18 protein-coding genes are annotated in these 22,789 nt (G+C 68.9%); 8 read left to right on the top strand and 10 right to left on the bottom strand.

All coding sequences use genetic code 11. From position 1 onward, the window contains the following. Positions 1 to 75 precede the first annotated feature (75 nt). Together sppA and ACWPXE_RS16500 are read right to left on the bottom strand one after the other, a co-directional pair. Positions 76 to 1,827 carry a signal peptide peptidase SppA gene (gene sppA, locus ACWPXE_RS16505; protein ID WP_454018684.1) on the bottom strand — a complete coding sequence of 584 codons (1,752 nt, stop codon included), beginning with the start codon at positions 1,825 to 1,827 and terminating at the stop codon, positions 76 to 78. Positions 1,828 to 1,883: 56 nt separating this feature from the next. Next, entirely contained in the window at positions 1,884 to 2,456 is a 573-nt protein-coding gene (locus tag ACWPXE_RS16500; RefSeq protein WP_174451472.1) for a peroxidase-related enzyme, read from the bottom strand. A gap of 218 nt (positions 2,457 to 2,674) precedes the next feature. Between ACWPXE_RS16500 and ACWPXE_RS16495 the strand changes: the two genes are divergently transcribed. Beyond that, positions 2,675 to 3,769: a response regulator gene (locus tag ACWPXE_RS16495; protein ID WP_454018683.1), complete on the top strand. Its 1,095-nt coding sequence runs from the start codon at positions 2,675 to 2,677 to the stop codon at positions 3,767 to 3,769. A 9-nt stretch (positions 3,770 to 3,778) separates the two neighbouring features. Here the strand turns inward: ACWPXE_RS16495 and ACWPXE_RS16490 are convergent, their stop codons facing one another. The 4 genes from ACWPXE_RS16490 to fabI form a co-directional block, all read right to left on the bottom strand. Continuing rightward, positions 3,779 to 4,351, bottom strand: coding sequence for a hypothetical protein (locus tag ACWPXE_RS16490; RefSeq protein WP_454018682.1), 573 nt, complete (start codon positions 4,349 to 4,351; stop codon positions 3,779 to 3,781). Between the two features lie 5 nt (positions 4,352 to 4,356). Beyond that, positions 4,357 to 5,433, bottom strand: coding sequence for a chorismate synthase (gene aroC, locus ACWPXE_RS16485; protein WP_454018681.1), 1,077 nt, complete (start codon positions 5,431 to 5,433; stop codon positions 4,357 to 4,359). Positions 5,434 to 5,529: 96 nt separating this feature from the next. Continuing rightward, positions 5,530 to 6,666, bottom strand: a complete 1,137-nt coding sequence (locus tag ACWPXE_RS16480; RefSeq protein WP_454018680.1) for a hypothetical protein — start codon at positions 6,664 to 6,666, stop codon at positions 5,530 to 5,532. Between the two features lie 199 nt (positions 6,667 to 6,865). Then, entirely contained in the window at positions 6,866 to 7,714 is an 849-nt protein-coding gene (fabI, locus tag ACWPXE_RS16475; protein ID WP_035674831.1) for an enoyl-ACP reductase FabI, read from the bottom strand. Positions 7,715 to 7,850: 136 nt separating this feature from the next. Between fabI and ACWPXE_RS16470 the strand changes: the two genes are divergently transcribed. Further along, on the top strand, positions 7,851 to 9,197 hold the full coding sequence (locus ACWPXE_RS16470; RefSeq protein WP_454018679.1) for a YihY family inner membrane protein: 1,347 nt from the start codon (positions 7,851 to 7,853) through the stop codon (positions 9,195 to 9,197). 19 nt (positions 9,198 to 9,216) lie between these two features. Here ACWPXE_RS16470 and ACWPXE_RS16465 read toward each other — a convergent pair whose 3' ends face one another. Further along, positions 9,217 to 10,221, bottom strand: a complete 1,005-nt coding sequence (locus ACWPXE_RS16465; protein WP_454018678.1) for a radical SAM/SPASM domain-containing protein — start codon at positions 10,219 to 10,221, stop codon at positions 9,217 to 9,219. A 138-nt stretch (positions 10,222 to 10,359) separates the two neighbouring features. Here ACWPXE_RS16465 and ACWPXE_RS16460 point away from each other — a divergent pair, with 138 nt between their 5' ends. After that, a complete protein-coding gene (locus ACWPXE_RS16460; RefSeq protein WP_454018677.1) occupies positions 10,360 to 11,496 on the top strand; it encodes a sialidase family protein in 1,137 nt (378 codons plus the stop codon). Positions 11,497 to 11,569: 73 nt separating this feature from the next. Continuing rightward, positions 11,570 to 12,730, top strand: coding sequence for a phosphoserine transaminase (locus tag ACWPXE_RS16455; protein ID WP_145678474.1), 1,161 nt, complete (start codon positions 11,570 to 11,572; stop codon positions 12,728 to 12,730). Between the two features lie 60 nt (positions 12,731 to 12,790). Here ACWPXE_RS16455 and ACWPXE_RS16450 read toward each other — a convergent pair whose 3' ends face one another. Further along, positions 12,791 to 14,254 carry a TrkH family potassium uptake protein gene (locus ACWPXE_RS16450; protein ID WP_454018676.1) on the bottom strand — a complete coding sequence of 488 codons (1,464 nt, stop codon included), beginning with the start codon at positions 14,252 to 14,254 and terminating at the stop codon, positions 12,791 to 12,793. Positions 14,255 to 14,387: 133 nt separating this feature from the next. Then, on the bottom strand, positions 14,388 to 16,097 hold the full coding sequence (locus ACWPXE_RS16445; protein WP_454018675.1) for a hypothetical protein: 1,710 nt from the start codon (positions 16,095 to 16,097) through the stop codon (positions 14,388 to 14,390). A gap of 292 nt (positions 16,098 to 16,389) precedes the next feature. On the opposite strand from ACWPXE_RS16445, the gene ACWPXE_RS16440 reads away from it, so the two are divergent. The 4 genes from ACWPXE_RS16440 (at position 16,390) to ACWPXE_RS16425 (ending at position 21,718) form a co-directional block, all read left to right on the top strand. Then, positions 16,390 to 17,553 (top strand): ATP phosphoribosyltransferase regulatory subunit, encoded by a 1,164-nt coding sequence (locus ACWPXE_RS16440; RefSeq protein ID WP_454018674.1) that lies wholly within the window; start codon positions 16,390 to 16,392, stop codon positions 17,551 to 17,553. Positions 17,554 to 17,641: 88 nt separating this feature from the next. Then, the gene (locus ACWPXE_RS16435) at positions 17,642 to 18,934 is read left to right on the top strand and encodes an adenylosuccinate synthase (RefSeq protein WP_014240872.1); all 1,293 of its coding nucleotides are present in this window, start codon (positions 17,642 to 17,644) and stop codon (positions 18,932 to 18,934) included. 179 nt (positions 18,935 to 19,113) lie between these two features. After that, the gene (locus ACWPXE_RS16430) at positions 19,114 to 21,156 is read left to right on the top strand and encodes a serine/threonine-protein kinase (protein WP_237903269.1); all 2,043 of its coding nucleotides are present in this window, start codon (positions 19,114 to 19,116) and stop codon (positions 21,154 to 21,156) included. A gap of 34 nt (positions 21,157 to 21,190) precedes the next feature. Then, a complete protein-coding gene (locus ACWPXE_RS16425; RefSeq protein WP_454018673.1) occupies positions 21,191 to 21,718 on the top strand; it encodes a hypothetical protein in 528 nt (175 codons plus the stop codon). Between the two features lie 132 nt (positions 21,719 to 21,850). Here the strand turns inward: ACWPXE_RS16425 and rpoH are convergent, their stop codons facing one another. Further along, entirely contained in the window at positions 21,851 to 22,735 is an 885-nt protein-coding gene (rpoH, locus tag ACWPXE_RS16420; protein ID WP_237903271.1) for an RNA polymerase sigma factor RpoH, read from the bottom strand. Between the last annotated feature and the right edge of the window lie 54 nt (positions 22,736 to 22,789).

Here is a 22,789-nt window from a genome sequence, read left to right as displayed (position 1 = left end):
GCCGTCACAACGCGACGCAGCCACTCTTCTGCAGGCCGGCGGTTGTCCCGCCGGCCTGAATTTTGCCCGAAAGCTCTACTGTCCGAGACCCAGCGGCGGCATGCGAGCCTCCACTGCACCGCTGCGCGCCGCGTTCACCAGCGGGGCCAGTTCGGCCAGCGCCGGACGCAATCCGGCCAGCACCGCCACGGCTTCCACCAGATCGCCCTTGCCCGAGGCGAGGTCGAGGATCTCCCGGATCAGCGGCTTCGGGCGCGGATAGCCGGTCACGGTGACGGGATCGTCCGGCGCCAGCTTCGCCGCCTGCTTGGCGAGCGTCAGCGCGGTGGCGACCCCGCCCAACTCGTCGATCAGCCCGAGATTTTTGGCCTGGGCGCCGGTCCACACGCGGCCCTTGGCGGCGTCCCGCGCCTGTTCGGGGGTGAGGTGCCGGGCCTCCGCGACGCGGGACAGGAAGGTGGAATAGCTGCTGTCGATGATGGCGTTCAGCCGCTCCTCCCCGGCGGGGCCAAAGGGGCGGAAGGGCGACCACAGCCCGGCGTTGGGCGCGGTGTCGAGGACGCCCCAATGCACGCCCAGCCGTTCCGATAGGCCGGCGACCGACATCTTTCCAGCGACCACGCCGATGGAGCCGGTCACGGTGGCGGGGGAGGCGACGATGCGGTCGGCGGCCAACGCGATCCAGTAGCCGCCGGACGCCGCCGTGCCGCCCATGGTGGCGATCACCGGCTTGCCCGACTGGCGGGCCTTGACCAGCGCGCGGCGGATCGTCTCGGACGCCGTCACGCTGCCGCCGCCGCTGTCGATGCGGAACAGAATGGCCTTGACGTCGGGATCGTCCACCGCGTCCTCGATGGCCGATACGATCGTCTCCGACCCGGCGGTGACCTCGCCCAGGCCGGGCTTGCCGCTGTCGCCGCCGGTGATGGTGCCGGTGGCGTGGATCAGCGCGATGGTCGGGCCGCTGCGGTTGGGCGGGCCGGCGATGCCCAGATAGTCCGCCGCCTCCATGGTGTCGGCACCGGGCGCCGCCCCGGCGCGGCGCAGCGCCTCCTCCCGCGCCTCGTCGGCGTATCCCAGCCGGTCGACCAGCTTGGCGTCCACCGCCTCGCGGTCGATCAGGGGGGCGCGGTCCATCGCCGCCTTCACGGCGGCGGGGGGAAGGCGGCGGCTCACCGCCACCCCGTCGACGATCTGGTTGGTCAGGTCGCCGAGCAGCGACTCCATCATCTCGCGGTGGGCGGGCGTGAAGTCCGTCCGCATGACGCTGTCGGCGAGGCTCTTGTACTCCTCGCGCTGGAAGACCTGCGGCTGGATGTCCAGCTTGTCCAGAGCGCCGCGGGTGAAGGGAATCTGGGCGGACAGGCCGGTCAGGCCGAGCAGCCCCAGCGGTTGCATCCACACCTCGTCGAAGGCGCTGGCCAGCAGGTAGGAGCGGTTGCCCGCCCCGGTGTCGCCGTAGGATTCGGCGAAGGCGATGGCGAAGCGGCCCGACGCGCGGAACCGCTCCACCGCCGCCCGCAACTCCTGCACCTGGGCGAAGCTGGCGCCGTCGCCGCCGAAGCGGGCGAGCACGCCCTTCACCCTCGGGTCGGTGCGCCCCCGCTCCAGCGCGTCGAGCACCTCCTGGAAGGTCGTCTCGTGGCCGAGGAAGCTGCCCAGCCGGTCCACGCTCCCTTCCGCCAGCGGGTCGCGGAGGTCCAGCTCCAGCACGACGGTGTCGGGCAGGGAGGGCTCATGCCGGACCGCCAGGACGACCCCGGTGACCACGGCGGCCACCACGAGGAAGCCGATGAGGGCGAACAGGCGGACAAAGAACCTCAGCATCCGGCGGCTCCGGTGGTTGCGCGGCGTCAGCGGCCCAGCGTTTGGCGGTCGGGCGTTTAGCGGTCCTGCTTGTGGTAGTCGCGGTTGGGCATCATGTCCACCGCCGAGGCGACGCGGTTCGACATGTTGTAGAAGGCGGCGGTGTCGGCGACGTCGAAGATCTCCTCCTCGCCGAAGCCGGCGTCGCGCAGCGCCTGTCGGTCCGGCTCGCCCATGGTCCAGGGCTCCTTGGTCAGCTTCCATGCGAAATCGAGCATGGCGCGCTGGCGCGGCTCCAGCTTGGCGGCGCGGTAGTTGAAGGCGAGCATCTCACCCAGTTCCGGATCGCCGGACAGCTTGCGCACCGCCTGCCCGTGGGCGACGAGGCAGTAATAGCAATGGTTGGCCGAGGACACGACCACCGCGATCATCTCGCGCTCCAGCTTGGACAGGCCGCTCTCGCCGACCATCAGCTCGTTGTAGAGCTGGGCGAAGGTGCGCAGCTTCTTCGGGCGCAGGCTGTAGGCGCGCAGCACGTTGGGGACGAAGCCCAGCTTCTCCTCGCACTTGGCGAAGAGCGCGGCCATGTCCGGATCGAGGTCGGGCGTCTCGGGAACAGGCAGGGCCATGACGTGATCGGGCTGCGGCATCGCTGTGGTCTCCTCCGGCGTTTTCGGTTCGTTGCGGTCAATGCTGTTTTGGCCGACAGGGTAGCCGGGCGGCGGCGCTTCGCAAAGCCCCACCTCCGGTCAGGGCGACAGGACGCTTCGCCGGGGAGTTGCAACCCAGCCTTTCCTAAGTTGTGTCTCGCCAAGCGGCCGTTGCCCGTGCGAAGACTGCATCCCCTTGCAACGCAGTGGTTCCGTCGATGAACGATCCGGGTGGCAAAGGCGCGCCCAAGCTCGGCCTCCTCTCGGTTCTGGTGGTCGAGGACAGCGCCTTCATCCGCAACGTGCTGACCACGACCCTGCGCACCATCGGGGTCGGCGCGGTGCATGCCGAGGCCGGCGGGGCGGAAGCCATCCGCTTCCTGGAGGAGCGGCGGGCCGCCCTGCCGCCCGGCACGGCGCCGGTGGACGTGATTATCACCGATCTGGTGATGCCGGAGGTCGACGGGCTGATGCTGTTGCGCTGGCTGCGCTGCAGCCCGAAATCGCCGGACCGCTTCCTGCCCGTGCTGATGCTGTCCGGCGCCGCCGACCGCCATTACGTGGAGCAGGCGCGCGACCTGGGCGCCACCGACTTCATCGCCAAGCCCTTTTCGGCGGCCATCATCGCCAGCCGCCTCCTGGCAGCCATCGCCCGGCCGCGGCGCTTCGTGCTTGCCAAGGGCTATTTCGGACCGGACCGGCGGCGGACGCAGCGGCCGGTGGCGATGGATTGCCGGATGACCAGCCCCAGGGAAATCCTGGTGGTGCACAGCGCCTCCAAGGCGGTGGGCATCGACCGCTTTCCGGTCGTCCATTTCGACCTGCCCAACCGGCTGGGCGCCAAGATGGGCTTCGCGCCGAAGGACCCCGTGCCGACGCTTCCCGAGGAGGTGCTGGCGGCGGCGGAGGCGGAGATCCAGAACCGGGCAGGCGATTACACCACCTGGATCGCCGGAGAGGTGGACGAGCTGGCCCGCCGCGTCGACCGGCTGGGCGCGGACGCCGCCGCGGTCCCGGCGCTGATGGTGCAGATCAACCGCTCCGCCCACGAGATGCGCGGGCAGGGTGGCATTTTCGGCTATCCGCTGATCACCCGCATCGCCAAGTCGCTCTACGAGGCGACGCAGGGCGGCTTCCCCGCCGTCACCGGCAACGAGCGCCTGCTGCTGAAGGCCCATGTGGACGCCATCAAGGCGGTGATGGCCGGGCGGATCAACGGCGACGGCGGGGCGACCGGCCAGCAGCTTCTGGCCTCGCTGGACCTCGCCAAGAAGAAATACGCCAAGCCGGACGGCGAGGGCGACCCGGCCTGAGCGCCGCCGCTATTTCCAGCGGATGCCGGCCTCGCGGCGGATCTCCTCCATGCGCTCCAACGCCGGCTTGAAGCCGGTCAGGGAGAAGCGCACCTCCGCCTTGCCGCCCGCCGGGGCGGAGCCGACGGCGGAGACCTCCTTGGCCGGCGTCAGCCGTTCCACCAGTTTGGCGTTGGTCTCCGGATCAAGCACCGCGCAGGTGTTGGTCTCCCATTCGAAGCGCTCGCACGGGTATTCGGGGCGGAACAGCGCCCGGTCCACCCAGACGCGGACGATCTTCGACAGGTCCATCGTTTGCTCGTCCAGCCGGAAGCGCAGCCCTTCCAGCCAGCGCTCGCTGGAGCGCAGCCAGACGAGGCGCGACCGCCGGTCGCTGCCGGGGCGGGAGAGCAGTTCGCACTCGACGCGGCGCGGCTCGCTCCAGACCTGGCAGTAGAGGCGCCAGTCCTTGAAGGTCTCCGCATGCTCGCGGTAGGCCGGAGGCTGGGGTTGGGCCTGGATTGGGGCGGCGGGAAGGGCGGTGACCAGCAGAAACCCCGCGATCACGCCGCCCCGCCACGCCGCCGTCCTGCGTCCCCGCATCGGGCTCAGCCCCGAGCGTAGGCGCGGTGGCGCAGCATATGGTCGGCCAGCACGCAGGCCATCATCGCCTCGCCGACCGGGACGGCGCGGATGCCGACGCAGGGGTCGTGGCGGCCCTTGGTCAGGATGTCGGTGTCCTTGCCCTGCAGATCGACCGTCTGGCGCGGGGTGAGGATGGAGCTGGTCGGCTTCACGGCGAAGCGCACCACCACGTCCTGCCCTGTCGAAATGCCGCCGAGGATGCCGCCGGCCAGGTTGGATCGGAACTCCGGCTCGCCGTCGGGGCCGGCGCGCATCTCGTCGGCGTTCTGCTCGCCGGTCAGGGTGGCGGCCTCGAAGCCGTTGCCGATCTCCACGCCCTTGACGGCGTTGATGGTCATCATGGCGCGGGCGAGATCGCCGTCCAGCTTGTCGTAGAGCGGGTCGCCGAGTCCGGCGGGCAGGCCGGAGGCCACGACCTCCACCACCGCGCCGATGGACGAGCCGCTCTTGCGGATGCCGTCGAGATAGTCGGCCCATTCGGCGGCAGCCTGCGGGTCGGGGCAGAAGAAGGGGTTGTTGTCCACCTCCGTCCAGTCCCAGCGGCTGCGGTCCACCTTGTGCGGGCCGATCTGCACCAGCGCGCCGCGGACGGTCACGCCGTCGCCCAGCACCTTGCGCGCCACCGCACCAGCCGCCACGCGGCAGGCCGTCTCACGCGCCGAGGAGCGCCCGCCGCCGCGGTAATCGCGGATGCCGTATTTCTTCCAGTAGGTGTAGTCGGCGTGGCCGGGCCGGAACTTGGACGCGATCTCGCTGTAGTCCTTGGACCGCTGGTCGGTGTTCTCGATCATCAGCGAGACCGGCGTGCCGGTGGTCTGCCCTTCGAACACGCCGGACAGGATCTTGACCTGATCGGGCTCCTGCCGCTGCGTGGTGTAGCGCGACTGGCCGGGCCGGCGCTTGTCGAGCCAGGGCTGGATGTCCGCCTCGGTCAGGGAGAGCAGCGACGGGCAGCCGTCCACCACCACGCCGATCGCCGGCCCATGGCTCTCGCCCCAGGTGGTGAAGCGGAAAAGCGTTCCGAAGCTGTTGCCGGCCATGGCGAGGACTCCCGATGCGACACGATGTTACCGCAAGTTTTGCGGTCGAGCGCGTTTCTTGCGGCGTTTCGGCCGGCGCGTCAAGCGCGAGGGGACTTAGAACGCTCCCTTCTGCTCGCGCCGGCGGTCGAGCGCGACCTCGAACTGGCGCAGCAGCTTGTGCGTGGTTTCGAAGTAGAGCTTGCGTTGCGGGTTGTTCTTCATGCAGCGGGCGTCCAGATGAGCGACGCTGGTCAGCGCCGAGACGCAGTAGCCGAGCAGCCAGTAGTGGGAGCGGATCTTGCGCAGATAGTCGCGGAAGGGCTCGGGCTGGCCGGCCATGAAGGCGGAGAAGCTCGCCTCGTAATCGGCGAGGATCTGCCGGATGTCCATCAGCGTGGTTTCCAGCAGCTTGCCCACCTTTTCGATGTGCATCAGCAGCTGGGTCTCATAGGGCTTGTGCATGCGGATATCGACCGGGATGCATTCCCGCGACTTCAGCCAGTTCAGGATGATCCGCGCCCGCGGCGCGATGCGGCGGAGCTGGTACTCGTAGAAGGTCGTGCCCTTCCAGGCGCTGAAGATCTGGTCCGCTTCGCTGCGGTCGATGCCGAAGGCCGAGACGAACAGACCGGCCTCCTCAAGCTCGGGATTCCAGATCGCCTCCAGAAAACGCTCGATGCTCTGGGCGCCGCTGCCGCCGCCGTCGATGGCCTTGCGCACGATCGGTTCGATGCGCGCCCGGATCAGGCGGCGGAGCTGCTGGTCCTCGGCGTCGCTGATCGCCCAGTGACGCTTGTCCACCGGGACCTTCTCGCCTTCGAAACAGGCCTTCAGCAGGAAGGCGTCCAGCGAGGGCACGCTGTCGATCAGGGTGAGAGTGCGCAGGTCCGCGGCCGCGGCCTCGCTGTTGGCCTCGCCGATGCCGAACTGTTCCGCCAGCAGGAGGTTGCTGTTGCGGGCGCGCAGATAGATGGCGAGGCCGCCCGCTTCGGTGTGTTCGACGCTGTGCGGAATGTAGATGCCGGTTTCGACCGGGCGCGATGCGGCGTCGCCATCCTCATCCTCGTCGGCGATGGGGTTGGCGTAGTCGTCGGCGTCTTCGTCGAAATTCGGATACTTGAAAAGAATGGCCTTGTTCAACCCACGGGCACGGAACAGGCGGTTTTCTTCGGGGATCTCGCGGGTGATGGTGATCAAATTCATCGAGACGCTGGAGCCGCCGTAGAGAATCTGCTCCAGAATCGGGGACACCGAATCCGATTGCCGCCGTGCACGCATCCGACTGTCACCTTCCGCAACCTTCCGTAAGCGTGAAGAATAGCGGTCTGCTGCGGTGCGCAAAAGTAGGTAATACGACGATCGGTAAAAAATACCTCAAACCAGGTAAGGGCGTTTCCGGCGGGCGTTCCGGAACGAACCGGACGCGCCCGCCGTCGCCCGAGGCTCGGGATCAGGCGGGCTTGGCCGCGCCGCCCAGCGATCCCAGGAGCTGCGACACCTCGGCCGCCGCATCCACCGCGACCATGCCGACCGTGTGGTAGCCGGAGTCGACGTGCATCACCTCACCGGTCACGCCGGTGCCGAGGTCGCTCAACAGGAACAGGCCGGCGCCGCCGACCTCGCCGATGGTGACGTTGCGCTTCAGCGGGGCGTTCAGCTCGTTCCACTTCAGAATGTAGCGGAAGTCGCCGATGCCGCTGGCGGCCAGCGTCTTGATCGGGCCGGCGGAGATGGCATTGACGCGGATGTCCCGACCGCCCAAATCGACGGCCAGGTAACGCACGCTCGCCTCCAGCGCGGCCTTGGCGACGCCCATCACATTGTAGTGGGGCATCACGCGCTCGGCGCCGTAATAGGAGAGGGTGAGCAGGCTGCCGCCGTCCTTCATCAGCGGAACGGCGCGCTGCGCCACCGCGGTGAAGGAGTAGCAGGAGATGTCCATCGTGCGCAGGAAGTTGGCCCGCGTCGTGTCGAGATAGAGGCCGTCCAGCTCGTTCTTGTCGGAAAAAGCGATCGCATGAACCAGGAAGTCCAGCTTGCCCCATTCCTTCTCGATGGCGGCGAAGGTCGCGTCGACGCTGGCCTCGTCGGTGACGTCGCAGGGCAGCAGCAGCGGGGCGTTCACCTGCTCGGCCAGCGGCTTCACGCGCTTCAGCAGCGCGTCGCCCTGATAGGTGAAGGCCAGCTCGGCGCCGTGCTGCGCCAGCGTGGAGGCAATTCCCCAGGCGATCGACCGATCGTTCGCCACGCCCATGATCAGGCCACGCTTGCCGTCCATGAGCGGCTTCGGGTTGGACATCCGTACCTCGTGCATCCAGAGTATGCTTTGAAAAGTGGGCCGCATCCTACACGAAAGACCGGCCCGGTCAAACCAAGGCGGGAGGCGTCCTGTGGCTGAAACCGAAGGCACTTCGAAAGGGGCGTGGAACCCCTTTGTGCGCGTTCGGGAAATCGGCGGCTTCATCGCCTATTCCTCCATGCGCTTCTACAACGACAACTGCTTCCAGACGGCGGCCTCGCTGACTTACACCTCGCTGCTGGCGCTGGTGCCGCTGATGACCATCGGATTCGCGATCTTTTCGGCCTTTCCCGCCTTCAACGCGCTGCAATCGCGCATCCAGACGTTGCTGTTCAAGAACCTCGTGCCGGAGAACAGCGACGCCATCCTGCAATATCTGGCGGCCTTCATGGCCAACGCCGGGCAGATGCCGGTGTTCGGCATCGTCGGGCTGGCGATGTCCGCCGTCCTGCTGATCTGGACCATCGAGGGGTCCTTCGCCACCGTCTGGAGGGTGCGGGAACCGCGCTCCTACGTCACCCGCATCCTGTCCTTCTGGGCAGTGGTGTCGCTGAGCCCGCTGTTCGCCGGCGCCAGCCTGTCGCTGTCCAGCACCCTGTGGGCGGTGCTCCAGTTCGCCCATCTGGAGGGCTTCGCCGACCCGCTGGTGGGGATCGGGGCGATCCTGCCCTTCATGCTGCAGCTGGTCGGCTGCACGCTGCTCTACGTCATCATCCCCAACCGGGACGTCGGGTGGATGGACGCCGCCTGCGGCGGGGCGGTCGCCTCGTTGCTGCTGGAGACGTCCAAGGCGGGCTTCGCCATGTACATGAAGGAGTTCCCCGCCTACCAGACCATCTACGGCGCGCTGGCGACCGTGCCGATCTTCCTGTTCTGGCTCTACATCGCGTGGTCCACGGTGCTGTTCGGCGCGGTCATCACCGCCTCGCTGCCCGAATGGCGGGCCGGCAAGATCACCCGCGGCGGGCCGGAAGGGCTGCTGCCCGCGCAGCGGCTGGGGCTGGCGCTGGCCGTCCTGCACGAGCTTCTGGAAGGAACGCGGCTCGGCGTGGGCTTGCGGCGGCGGACGCTGGTCGGGCGCGTGCCGGTCGGGACGGTGCTGATCGACGGCATCCTGGAGCAGCTTCGCGATGCCCACTGGGTGGCCCACACCACGCACAACGCCTGGGTGGTCACCCGCGACCTCAGCGAGGCCACGCTGTTCGACCTGATGAAGGCGCTGGGCATCGGCCTGCGCGGCTCCGTCCGTGGGCTGGGCGGGCTGGAACTGCCCTGGCAGGATCGCACGGCCCAGCTGCTGGAGCAGGCGGAGCGCGACCAGGAGGAGACCCTCGGCGTGCCGATCAAGGACCTGCTGTCCGACCGGCCGCTGGAGGTGGAGCCGCTCGAAGCGGGGGCTCGGGAACCGGACCCGCAGGGTTCCGGGACGGTAACGGGGGAGGGGTCCGGTGCGGTGCCGCTGCGTGCGAAGCGCTGGCCGTAAACGCCGGCATTGTGGGCGCTTAAACCCGGTACTTGGCGATGAGGTCCGCGGCGAAGCCGTCCAGGTTGTTGTCGGCGGGCAGGGTCTGGACGTAGGAGCAGCCGCGGCAGGCCTCGATCTCGTCGCGGCGGCCTTCCAGATGCTTCAGCCGGAAATCGCGCAGCCGCTCGCCGTTCCAGATGTTGCGCAGCGACTCCTCGGCGACGTTGCCGACGATGGTCCCCATGCGCCAGTCGGCGCAGCAGACCGACACCTCGCCGTTGAAGTTGATGGCCAGCTTCAGGAAGGGTTCCGAGCAGACCTTGCGGGCGGTGTCCGGGGCGACGGCGAAGGCGCTCTCCTCGGCCAGTGCCTCGCCGTGCAGGGGGTGGACGAACAGGCTGTCGGCGATCGGCGTGAAGGTGTCGATGAAGCTCTGCCGCTCCTCCTCCGTCAGCTCCACGTTGATGATCTTGCAGTGCAGGTGGAAATCGCGGCCCAGCTCCGTCTTGCGGCGGTAAAGATAGGCTACATTGTCCACGACGGTCTGGAAGCGGTCGAAGCGCCGGGTGATGCGCTTGTACATGGCGTCGCTGGCGCCGTAGACGGAGACGCGCATGGCGTCCAGCCCGGCGGCCAGCAGCGCATCCGCCCGCTCCGGCGTCAGCAGGGAGCCGTTGCTGGTCATCTCGACATGGCGGGCCAGGCCGCGCGATTTCAGAAGATGGACCATGTGTTCGATCCGCGTGTTCACCAGCGGCTCGCCGTCCTTGTAGAGGTGGACGGATTTGATCGGCGCATCGAATTCGGCGATATCGTCGGCGATCTTGCGGAACAGGTCGAACTTCATGGCGCCGCGCGGCCGGCCGATCTCCTTCAACAGGTCGGGGTTGCCGGTGGCGCAGAAGACGCAGCGGAAATTGCAACCGTTCGACGGGTCGATCAGCAGCGAGAAGGGGGTGGTCAGCGGCAGCACCTGCGACAGGTCGTTGCGGTCGCGGTGGCGGCCATAGGGGATATTCGCGGTGGTGGTCGCTTCGGTCATGACCTTCGCCGGAAAGGGCCGTGGAATGGAGCGTGACTATCAGGGGATCACGCGCACCGTAAAGGAATCCTTCATTCCAGCAACCGGACATTGGCTGGGCGCCCCCAATGCCGCGGGCGCAAGGTGGATTTCAGGGGCATGCTCGACAGTCTTTCCCATCGTATCGTCTACAGCGACCGCCGCTTCTACGCGTCCTTCCCCTCGGCGGCGACACTGGCCGACGGGCGGGTGCTGGTGGCCTTCCGGCGTGCCCGCGATCACCGCTGGCTTCATGGGGAGCCGGCGGAGGGCGGCGGCGACTTCACCAGCGTCGATCATGTGGACTCGCGCTCCCACCTCGTGATCCAGCGCTTCACCCCGGATTTCGAGCCGGAGGGTGCGCCGCAGCCACTGCCCACCGACCCGGAAGCGGGCGACCAGGACCCCAGCCTGCTGGTCCTGCGCTCCGGGCGGATCGTCCTGGGCAGCTTCGGCTGGTACCCGATGTCGGCGCGCCACGGGCTGCGGCTGCGCGAGAAGGGCGTCCATCTGCTGGGCAACGCCGGGACGTCGGGCACCTTCTTCCTGTTCTGGGGCGGCAGCACCCGCGTCAGCGACGACGGCGGGCGGCACTGGTCGGCCCACCGCTACCTGCCGGAACTGCCGGACCAGGGGCCGATCCTGCCCGGCCTGCGCCCGATGCTGGGCGGTGCCGTGCGCGGACGTGCGGTGGAGGCGCCGGACGGCACGCTGCTGATGGCGACCTACACCGGCGGCCCGTACACCAGCTACCTGTTCGCCTCCCGTGACCGCGGTGAAAGCTGGACCTTGCGCAGCACCATCGCGCGCGACCCGGCGGGACGGGCCGGCTTCTGCGAGACCGCCCTGCACCTGACCGCGGACGGGCAACTGGTCGCCTTCCACCGCACCACCGGGCTGGGCGACCGCCTCGCCACCTCGGTCTCCTACGATCTGGGGGAAAGCTGGGCGCCCTGGGTCGAGAGCGCGGTCATCGGGCATCCCTACGACGCTTGCCCGCTGCCGGACGGGCGGCTGCTCGTCGTCTACGGCTACCGTCACCAGCCCTGCGGCGTGCGCGCCCGGGTCTGGGACAGCCGGCGAGAGACGCTGGAGAGCGCACCGGAGGTCGTCATCCGCGACGACGCGCCGTCGCCCGACGTCGGCTATCCCTGGGCGACCGTGCTGGCGGATGGACGGGTGGCGGTCTGCTACTACATCTGCGACGCGGCGGGCACGCGGCACATCCAGGCGACGCTGCTGCGCGTGAGCGGCTGATTGACGGGCCTCCGCGCACCTCCTATCGTCCCCGGCCATACCGCAATCCCATGTTCCGGGGAGTAGAGTGTCCATGAAGCCCGCCCGCCGGCCGTCGAACCCGCTGTTTTCCTCCGGCCCCTGCGCCAAGCGGCCCGGCTGGTCGCTGGACGCCCTGGACGGCGCGCTGCTCGGCCGCTCCCATCGCTCGAAGCCGGGCAAGGCGAAGCTGAAGGAGGTCATCGACCTGACCCGCGCCGTCCTGGCGATCCCCGGCGACTACCGCATCGGCATCGTTCCGGCCTCCGACACCGGGGCGGTGGAGATGGCGCTGTGGAACCTGCTGGGTGAGCGCGGCGTCGACATGATGGCCTGGGAGAGCTTCGGCAAGGAGTGGGTGACCGACGTCACCAAGCAGCTCCGCCTGTCCGACGTGCGGACCATCCAGGCCCCCTACGGCGAACTGCCGGACCTGTCGCAGGCCGATTTCAGCCGCGACGTGGTCTTCACCTGGAACGGCACGACATCGGGCGTGCGGGTGCCGGACGGCGACTGGATCCCGGCGGACCGCGAGGGACTGTCGATCTGCGACGCGACCTCCGCCGCCTTCGCCATGGACATTCCCTGGAGCAAGATCGACGTCGCCACCTGGTCCTGGCAGAAGGTGCTGGGCGGCGAGGCCGCGCACGGCATGCTGGTGCTCAGCCCGCGCGCCGTGGCGCGGCTGGAAAGCTTCCAGCCCGACCGCCCGCTGCCGAAGATTTTCCGCTTGACCAGTGGCGGGAAGCTGATCGAAGGCATCTTCGTCGGCGACACCATCAACACGCCGTCCATGCTCTGCGTGGAGGACGCCATCGACGGGCTGCGCTGGTCGCTGTCGGTCGGCGGCCTGACCCAGCTCATCCGCCGGTCGGAGCAGAACCTGCGCATCGTCTCGGAGTGGGTGGCGGCCTCGACCTGGGCCGGCTTCCTGGGGGACGATCCGGCGACGCGCTCCTGCACGTCGATCTGCCTGCGCTTCACCGACCCCGAGGTGACCGCCCTGACGCCGGAGGCCCAGGCGGACTTTGCCAAGAAGCTCGCCGCGCTTCTGGAGAAGGAGGAGGCCGCCTTCGACGCTGGTTCCTACCGCGACGCCCCTCCCGGTCTGCGCCTGTGGGGCGGCGCCACGGTGGAGAACGAGGATATGGAGGCGGTCCTGCCCTGGCTCGACTGGGCCTTCGCCACGGTCAAGGCGGAGACCTTCGGGCGCTGAGTCGTACAGGGCCGAAAAGGAAGGCCGCGCCACGGAGGCGCGGCCTTTTTCATGGCCCGCTCAATCCCGCCAGAAGCTCGGCAGGATCAGCACCAGCACCGTGAAGACTTCCAGGCGGCCGAGCAGCATGGCGAAGCTCAGCACCCATTTCGCGGCGTCGGGCAGGGGGGCCATGGTGCCGGACGGGCCGACCACCGGCCCCAGCCCCGGTCCGGCGTTGGCGAGCGCGGAGGCGACGGCGCTGGCCGCGCTCAGGAAGTCCACGCCCATCGCGGCGACCAGGAGCGAAAGGATGCCAAAGGCGGCCATGAAGGCGAAGGCGAGGTTGATGACCGAGCCGACCACATCCTCGTCCAGCACCTTGCCCTGGTAGAGCGGGACGAGCACGCGGTTCGGCTTCAGCATCCGCTGCATCTGGTTCAGCATCGACAGAGCCAGCACCTGCCAGCGGAAGATCTTGATCGACCCCGACGTCGATCCGGTGCAGCCGCCGATGAAGTAGAAGAAGAAGAAGGCGACGACGGCGAAGCTGCCCCAGGTCGAATAGTCGGTGGAGACGAAGCCGGTTCCGGTGATGATCGAGGTGACGTTCACCGCCGAATGGCTGAGCGCGTCCCGGAAGGGCAGGCCGACCACGGCGAAGGCCCACAGGGTCATGGCGACGCCGGCCACCAGAAGGATCGCCAGCAGCGCGTTCACTTGGCTGTCGCCGAAGACCGGCGCGTTGCGCTGGCCGCGCAGCAGGCGGATGTACCAGGTCAAGGGCAAGGCCCCGGAGATCATCGAAAAGGTCGCCACCCACAGCACCGCATGGGAATCGAACCAGCCGAGCGAGGCGTCCTTCGTGGAGAAGCCGCCGGTGGCGATGGAGGCCATGGCGTGGTTGATCGCGTCGAACCACGTCATGCCGGCCAGATGGTAGGCCACCGCCGACAGGATGGTCAGCGCCAGATAGATCATGGCGATGGCGCCGGCGGTGTCCTGCACCGTGGCGAAGGGCTTGTCGCCCTTGTCGGAGGACTCGGTGCGGAACAACTGCATGCCGCCGACCCGCAGGATGGGCAGCACCGCGATCGCCATGACGATGATGCCGACCCCGCCGAACCAGTTCAGCAGCGACCGCCACAGCAGGACCCCCGGCGGGGCGTCGTCCAGCCCGACGATGACCGTGCCGCCGGTGGTGGAGAGGCCCGACATCGCCTCGTAATAGGCGTCGGTGAAGGACAGGCGGGCGGCGGAGATCATGAAGGGCAGGGCGCCGAAGGTCGCCAGGACGCACCAGGACAGCGTGGTCAGCAGGAAATGCTGCTTCACGGTGAAGCGCGCGTGCTCCTTGCTCGACGTCGCCAGCACCATGCCGCCGCTGACCGCCAGCGTCGCCGCGCTGGAGCCGACGAAGGCCGTCCAGTCCCGGTTGCCCACGGCGGCGTCGGCCAGCGCCGGCAGCAGCATGCCCAGCCCTAGGATGGTCAGAAGAATGCCGATGATGTGGAAGACTGGTCCCAGCGCAATTCCATTGCCCACGCCATTGCCCAAGGCTGTGCCCTTCGTCGCCGCGGAGGCCGATGGCGGCGCCCCGTCTTTATCGATGTGATGCGCTGATTATCCAAAGGGGCCGGTGCTGTCCATCCGCATCGGGTTGTGTCCCGTCCGCGGGTCAGACGAATCCGGCTTCTCCCAACATGCGGTAGAACTCCCGCAGGGCGCACTGCTGCGCCGCCGCGTCGGGCAGGTCCTCGACGTATTTCCGGTCGAACTGCGGCTGGCGGAGATGCTCGACCACGCGGCGCCGGACCATTTCCAGGGCCCGCCGGCTGCGCAGGATTCCCGGCGCGCAGACCTGCAGAAGGCGGTTCGCGCGCAGCCGCAGCGCATCGCCGGGGTCGTCCAGCCGCTCCACCACCCGGTCCTCGGTGATGTAGGCCACCAGAAGCGCGTCGAGGTCGCCGGTCAGGCGGGTCCGAGTCTCCTCCGGCAGCGCCGAGTCGGTGGCTTGGCAATAGAGCAGGGTCAGCGCTTCCAGATTGTCGCGCGGCGGCAGGCGGGGGTGGATGAAGCGGCCATAGCCCGCCGGGGTGCCGGTCAGCGCGTGCAGCAGCCGGGCGATGTCCCCGGCGTGCCCATGCCCGAGGTCGGAGTCGGCCAGCGCCAGCAGGAAGCGCACCCGGTCCCGCGCGTCGGGGATGCGGCCGGCCACCTCCGTGATGGCCTGCTTGCGGCCCGGCGCCCCGCCGCCCTCCAGGAAGCGCAGGTAGCGCAGGACCAGCGCCTCGGCCATCGGGCCGCCCCCGGCCGGTCCGTCGGGGCCGAGCGTGCGCTTCAGGATTTCCTGAAAGGCGTCCATCTCCAGCGACGGGTCGGAGCGGTAGAGCGGCTGCGTGCCCTTCAACTGCCGGCGCACCAGATCCAGGATGACCAGCCGCGTCTGGTCCAGGTCGTGGAAGGCGAGAAGCTCGTTCAGCTGGACGGCGCGGTCGCCCTCCGCCCGCTTGGCCGGGGACAGGCGGCCCCGCGACAGGTCGATCAGGTTGCACAGCGCCTCCGCCAGGCTGCCCTGGACGCCCAGAAGCTCCTGCGCGACGGAGGGGGCGCCCAGAACGTCGGCGATCACCCCGTCGAGCAGGACCAGCGGCCGCTCGGCCGCACCCCCGTCCTCCCGCGCCAGTTCCCCCAGGAAGTCCAGCTTGGCCAGCCAGTTGCGCATCTGCACCAGCTCGCGCGACAGCACGACGCGGGCCAGGAAGTCGCGCTCCGCCGCCGGCAGGCTCGAATCCAGCCGGTCGAACATGGGGCGGAAGCCGGTGGCGGCGATGGCCGGCAGGTCCTTGCGCGCGGCGGCGGAGCGCGCGCGGTCGGTCAGTTCGTGCATCAGCAGGTTCAGCGCGTCGCGCCGCCCGCGCCCGTCCGTCCCGGCCTTCTCCGCCTGGAGCGCGGCGACCCGCCCGACCGCGGTGGGCACGAGGTTGTCGGTGTTGAGAAGCCGGGCCAGCTCCGCGTGGTTGTGCAGCACCTCGGTCGGGGTGACCACCGCGCGCTCCACGTAATTGCGCAGCACGCGGTTCATCGCCATGCGGCTCTGCACGCCGTAGCAATGGTCGAGCGTGAGGCAGAGCGCCGGCGCCTCGTCGATGGGGGAGGCGGCCACCGTGCGGGAGACCTGACGGAACTCCACATGGACTTCCGTCTCGACATGGCGGCCGTCCGGGCGCCGCCAGTCGCGCACCACCCGCATGCCCTCGACCTTGCCGCCGGACAGCGCCTTGCGGCCGAAGACCAGCGCCTCCGCCTCGGTGTCGAAGCGTCCCTCCAGCACCCAGTGGTCCTGGACGTAGATCTGCACTTCGTAGCTGGCGGACGCGCGTGCCATGGTGCCATTGCCCCGCTGCTGCCGGCACGGTTCGTACACAGGATGCCGGAGATTTCGCATCAAACTCAACAAAGATTCGATTGGAATGCATTCATGTTTCGAACCGTGCCGGACGGGCGCCTGTCGTCGGCGCAGGGGAGACGGGCATGGGCCGCGGGGCTTTTCCGTTTGCATGAGGAAGGGGGGTGGGGTATTGACCCGCTCCGTATGCCCGAGCACCGCATGCCCACCGGACGTGCGGGCTCTCGCCATGCCGACGGTTTGCCACCCATTCGACGAGACGACGCAGGCCATGCCCGCTGATTCCCTGAGCTCCGCCCTGTTGCCCGCCGGCCTGCACGACGTGCTGCCGCCCGAAGCGGCGCACGAAGCGGCGGCGGTGGCGCGCCTGCTGGCGGACTTCACCGCCCACGGCTATGAGCGCGTCGAGCCCCCGCTCGTCGAGTTTGAGGACAATCTGCTGTCCGGCTCCGGCGCCGCCATGGCGAAGCAGACCTTCCGGCTGATGGACCCGCTGTCGCAGCGCATGATGGCCGTGCGCGCGGACATCACCCCGCAGATCGTGCGCATCGCCACCACCCGGCTGAAGAACGGCGCCCGCCCGGTGCGGCTGTGCTACGCCGGGCCGGTGCTGCGCGTGAAGGGCTCGCAGCTCCGTCCGGAGCGGCAGATCACCCAGGTCGGCGTCGAGCTGATCGGCCCGCTGGAGGCCGAGGCGGACGCCGAGGTGATCCTGCTGGCCGCCCACGCCCTGGAAGGGGTGGGGGTGCGGCACCTGTCGGTGGACCTCTGCGTGCCGACCATGGTGGCGCGGGTCTGCCGCGGCCTCGGGCTCGGCGATGAGGAAACCGCCCGCCTGCGCGAGGCGCTGGACAAGAAGGACGCGGCGGCTGTGACCGCGGTCGGCGGACCGGCGGCCTCGCTGCTGCACGCGCTGATGGCCGCCTCCGGCCCGGCGGAGCGCGCCATGGAGGTGCTGTCAGCGCTGCCGCTGCCGGAAACGGCGGAGAAGGACCGGCGCCGCCTGACCGACGCCCTGCGCCTGCTGCGCGCCGCGCGCCCCGATCTGACGATCACCGTCGATCTGGTGGAGCACCGCGGCTTCGAATACCAGACCGGCCTCAGCTTCACCCTGTTCGCGCGCGACGTGCGCGGCGAACTGGGGGCGGGGGGCCGCTACCGCGCCGGGGTGCGTCCGGGCGTGGAGGAGGAGGGCGAGCCGGGGACCGGCTTCACCCTCTACATGGACACGCTCCTGCGCGCCGTTCCGGCGCCGGAGCCGGCCAAGCGCGTTTATGTGCCGCATGGCACCTCCTGGGCCGCGGCGGGCAAGCTGCGCGCCGAGGGCTGGGTCACCGTGGCGGGGCTGGCCCCCGTGGCGGACGCGGCGGCGGAGGCCCGGCGGCTGGACTGCGGCCATCGGCTGGACGGCGGCACGGTCACGCCGCTGACTTGAGACTTCACGAGAGGCGACCCCCGCGCCGCGGGGGCGCCTTTGCATGGGCAACGTTTTCTTTCTGCCTTCTTTTTTTGCGGAGACACACATGGCCAACGTGGCGGTGGTCGGCGCCCAGTGGGGCGACGAGGGCAAGGGCAAGATCGTCGACTGGCTGTCCAGCCGGGCCGACGTGGTGGTGCGCTTCCAGGGCGGTCACAACGCCGGCCACACGCTGGTGATCAACGGCGTGACGTACAAGCTGAGCCTGCTGCCTTCGGGCGTGGTTCGCTCCAACAAGCTGTCGATCATCGGCAACGGCGTCGTCTTCGACCCCTGGGCCTTCATCCGCGAAGTGACGGCGATTAAGAGCCAGGGCGTGGACGTGTCCCCCGCCACGCTCCAGGTCGCCGAGAACGTTCCGCTGATCCTCCCGGTCCACAGTGCGCTCGACAAGGCGCGCGAGGAGGCCCGTGGCGCCGGCAAGATCGGCACGACCGGCCGTGGCATCGGCCCGGCCTATGAGGACAAGGTGGCCCGCCGGGCCATCCGCCTGTGCGACCTCGGCGACGAGGCGGTGCTGAAGGAGAAGGTGGACGCCCTGCTGGCCCATCACAACCTGCTGCTCCGCGGCCTGGGCGCACCGGAGATGACCCCGGCCGACATCCTGGACCCGCTGCGCGAGATCACCCCGCAGGTGCTGCCCTACGCCTCGGTCGTCTGGAAGACGCTGGACGAGCTGCGCCGCGCCGGCAAGCGCATCCTGTTCGAAGGCGCCCAGGGCCAGATGCTCGACATCGACCACGGCACCTATCCGTACGTCACCTCCTCCAACACGGTGGCCGGCAACGCCGCCGCCGGCAGCGGCATGGGCCCGCGCGCCGTCGGCTATGTGCTGGGCATCTGCAAGGCCTACACGACGCGCGTCGGTTCCGGCCCGTTCCCGACGGAGCTGTTCGACGACGTCGGCGAGCTGATCGGCCAGCGTGGCAAGGAGTTCGGCGTGGTGACGGGCCGCAAGCGCCGTTGCGGCTGGTTCGACGCCGTGATGGTGCGCCAAGCGGTGAAGACCGGCGGCATCGACGGCATCGCCATGACCAAGCTGGACGTGCTGGACGGCTTCGACGAGATCAAGGTGTGCGTCGGCTACCGTCTGGACGGGCAGGAGCTGGATTACTTCCCGGCCAACGCCGGCGCCCAGGCCCGCGTCGAGCCGATCTACGAGACCTTCGAGGGTTGGAAGGACAGCACCCAGGGCGCCCGCTCCTGGGCGGAGCTGCCGGCCCAGGCGGTGAAGTACGTCCGTCATGTCGAGGAGCTGATCCAGGCCCCGGTGGCCCTGCTGTCCACCAGCCCGGAGCGCGACGATACGATCCTGATGAACGATCCGTTCCAGGATTGAGCCGCAAACGCGGTTGGCGAGTGGTTGGGGTGAGCCCCCACCCAACCCTCCCCCTGCGCAGCGGGGAGAGGTCGGGAGGGGGCCCGCGGCGACCACTTACCCCTGCGTTAACAATTTGTTTGCCCTTTTCGAGCGACTAAGGCTGGCACACGCTCGCAGGCTCCGGGGATTCGAACGCCATGCCATCCGATGCCATGACCGCAGCCGCCGCGGATCGGATGATGGCGAACGCCGAGCCGGTCAAGCTGGCCGAGCGGTACGAAATCCACCCCAGCGCGCCGCTTGCCGCCCTCAACACCATCGGCGGCAACGCCTACACGGCCAAGCCGCTGCGTGACAAGCGCTCCGAAGCCTTCGCCATCATCGGCCACGGCGCCACGCTGGCGCGCACCGACATCGCCGCCACCGTCGCCAGCCTCGACAACCAGGCCCACATGCGCCTGCTCGACTGGGGCATGGTGGACTGGCCGGCGAGCCAGGGGCGCCGCCTCTGCATGATCTTCGAGCGTCCGGCGGGCAAGCGGCTGATGAACAGCCTGACCGAGACCACGGACCCGATTCCCGAAGACCATCTGACCCGCCAGATCATCCATCCGCTGGTTGCGGCGCTGAAGGAGCTGTCGAGCCGCGGCGTGGTCCATGGCGCAATCCGCCCGACCAATCTCTATTACCGCGATCTGGCCTCCAGCAGCCTGATGCTGGGCGAATGCCTGTCCACCCCGCCCGGCTACGGCCAGACGGTCCTGCTGGAGACGGTGGAGCGCGGCATGGCCTCGCCGGCCGGGCGCGGCACCGGCACCATGGCCGACGACCTCTATTCGCTTGGCGTCACGCTGCTGCTCCTGCTGCTGGGGCGCAACCCGGTGGGAGCGGCGGAGGACGAGGCGATTCTTCAGGCCAAGATCGAACGCGGGTCCTACCCGGCGCTGGTCGGCCAGATGCGCCTGCCGTTGGCGATCAGCGAGGTGATCCGCGGTCTGCTGGTCGACGATCCCAAGCAGCGCTGGACGCTCCAGGACCTCGACCTCTGGGTCGCCGGGCGCCGCCTCAGCCCGAAGCAGCCGCAGGTGCCGCGCCGCGCCGCCCGCCCGCTGGAGTTCCAGGGGCAGGACTACTGGCATTGCCGCACGCTGGCTCGCGCCTTCGCCCGCCATGTGGCGCCCGCCGCCACGGTCATCGAGGGCGGCGAGCTGGACAAATGGCTGCGCCGCTCCATGGGCGACGACGCCCGCGCCGAGGCGGTGGCGAACGCGGTGCAGACCGCCTCGACCACCGGCAAGGGCGGCAGCATGGCCGAACGGCTGGTCGCCCGCGTCTGCATGGCGCTGGATCCCGGTGCGCCCATCCGCTACCGCGGCAAGGCGATGATGCCCGACGGCATCGGCACCATGCTGGCCGAAGCCTTCCTGCGTGGCGAGTCGCCCCAGCCGTCGGCCGAGGTCCTGGCCAACCAGCTTCCCATGTTCTGGGTGAGCGTGCAGAGCGACTTCAAGCCGGAGTTCGTGCCGATGGTGCAGAACTTCGATCAGGTCCGCGGTCTGCTGGACCGCACGGGCCACGGTCTGGGGGTGGAGCGCGTGCTCTACGAGATGAACCCCACCATGCCCTGCATAAGCCCGCTGGTCGCCAAGCAGATGCCGACCAACCCGGCCGAGCTGCTGCGCGCGCTTGACTGGACGGGGGCGGGCAGCGAGCGGCACAAGGACCCCATCGACCGCCACATCGCCGCCTTCCTGGCGGTGCGGCACCGGCGGACCGATGAGATGCTCTACACCCAGCTCGGTTCCAGCATCGAGCCGATGCGCCGGGTGATCGCCATGCTGACCATCCTGGCCGACGTGCAGGCGCGCACCGGCACCGACGGTCTGTCGCACCTCGCCGCCTGGGTGGTCTCCCTGCTCGACCCGGCCTTCCGCCGCTTCCACAGCCGGCCGCACCAGGACAACGTGCGCAAGCTGGCCGACTCCGCGGCCCACAACGGGCGGCTCGGCGATCTGCTGAAGATCGTCGACGATCCGGAGGCGCTGCGTCGCGACAAGCTTGAGTTCGAGGCCGCCCAGATCGCCTACCGCGAGGCCGACGCCGAGATCAACAAGCTGCGGCAGAGCATCGGCGACCGAAACAGCATCATCGAATCGTCCGGGCGGCAGGTGGCCGCCATCGTGTCGAGCCTGCTGTCGACCCTTCTGGTCGGCGGCATCATCCTCTTCTTCGCCTTCTGACGGCGGCCTTCAAACCAAGGATCGGGTGGCACCCATGGCACGCGGCGGCAAGAGCGGCGGAAAGAAGAAGAAACGCAAGGGCAGCATGCTGACGCTGATCCTGCTGATCATCCCGGCGGGTCTGGTGGTGCTGCCCACCTCGATCCTGTTCGGCATCGGCATGATCCCGACCATCGTCGCCTACGTCACCGACCGCGACCCCGAGAAATCGGCGCCGATCACCGTCGGCGGGCTGAATTTCTGCGGCTGTATGCCCTACGCCATTGAGCTGTGGAAGCACAACCACACCATCGGCGCCGCCGGCAAGATCTTCATGGACCCGCTGGCTTGGCTGATCATGTACGGGTCGGCGGCGATCGGCTGGGCGCTCTATTTCGGCATTCCGCCGATGGTGGCGAATTTCGAGGTGATGCGCGCCGAAAAGCGGGTCGGCGCGCTGAAGGACGTGAAGGTCGGGCTGGTCCAGGAGTGGGGACCGGAGGTTGCCGGCGACCTGTTCGACGAGGCCGGCGGCCTGTCGCCGGACGAGCAGGACCAGCTGGCCGAACCCGCCGGGGCGTGAGGGAATTCCCTCTCCCCTCCGGGGAGAGGGTTAGGGTGAGGGGGATCTGCTTGTGCCGGACGTACCGCCACGCCCATCCCCCTCACCGGCCCTTCGGGCCACCCTCTCCCCAGAGGGGAGAGGGTTATTAACTTACCCGGCCAGCTTCTGCTCCACCGCGGCGTTGCGAATGGCCTTCTGGAGCTTCTCGAAGGCGCGCACCTCGATCTGGCGGACGCGCTCGCGGCTGATGCCGTACTTCTGCGACAGATCCTCCAGCGTGGTGGGATTGTCGCGCAGGCGGCGCTCTTCCAGGATGTCGCGCTCACGCTCGTTCAGGTTCTCCATGGCGGCGGTCAGCAGCTTGCGCCGCTTGCCCAGCTCCTCGTTCTCGGCCAGGGAGATTTCCTGGTTCGCCGTCTCGTCGACCAGCCAGTCCTGCCACTCGCCCTCGCTGTCGGCGCGCAGCGGCGCGTTCAGCGAATGGTCGGGCGCGCTGAGGCGGCGGTTCATGTTGACGACGTCCTGCTCCGGCACGTCGAGGGTCGTGGCGACGTGGCGCACCTGCTCGGGTGACATGTCGCCCTCCTCGATGGCCTGCATCTGGCCCTTCAGGCGGCGCAGGTTGAAGAACAGCTTCTTCTGGGCCGCCGTGGTGCCCATCTTCACCAGCGACCAGCTGTGCAGGATGTATTCCTGGATGGCGGCGCGGATCCACCACATGGCGTAGGTCGCCAGCCGGAAGCCGCGGTCGGGGTCGAACCGCTTCACCGCCTGCATCATGCCCACGTTGCCCTCGGAGATCAGCTCCGACAGCGGCAGGCCGTAGCCGCGGTAGCCCATGGCGATCTTCGCCACGAGCCGCAGATGGCTGGTCACCAGCTTGTGCGCGGCGTCCGAATCCTCGATCTCCTGCCAGCGCTTGGCCAGCATGTACTCCTCCTCCGCCGCGAGCATGGGAAACTTGCGGATTTCCTGGAGGTAGCGCGAGAGGTTGCTTTCGGAACTGATGACCGGAACGCTGGATATCGTCGCCATGTTGGACCCTCTCCGACGGCTGTTTTTCGTGCCTTCTGACGGGCACACGGCCGT

Source organism: Azospirillum sp. Marseille-Q6669 (genome assembly GCF_965111635.1).
The sequence above is the reverse complement of the archived record's forward strand: the minus strand, read 5'-3'. Positions and strand labels throughout refer to the sequence as shown.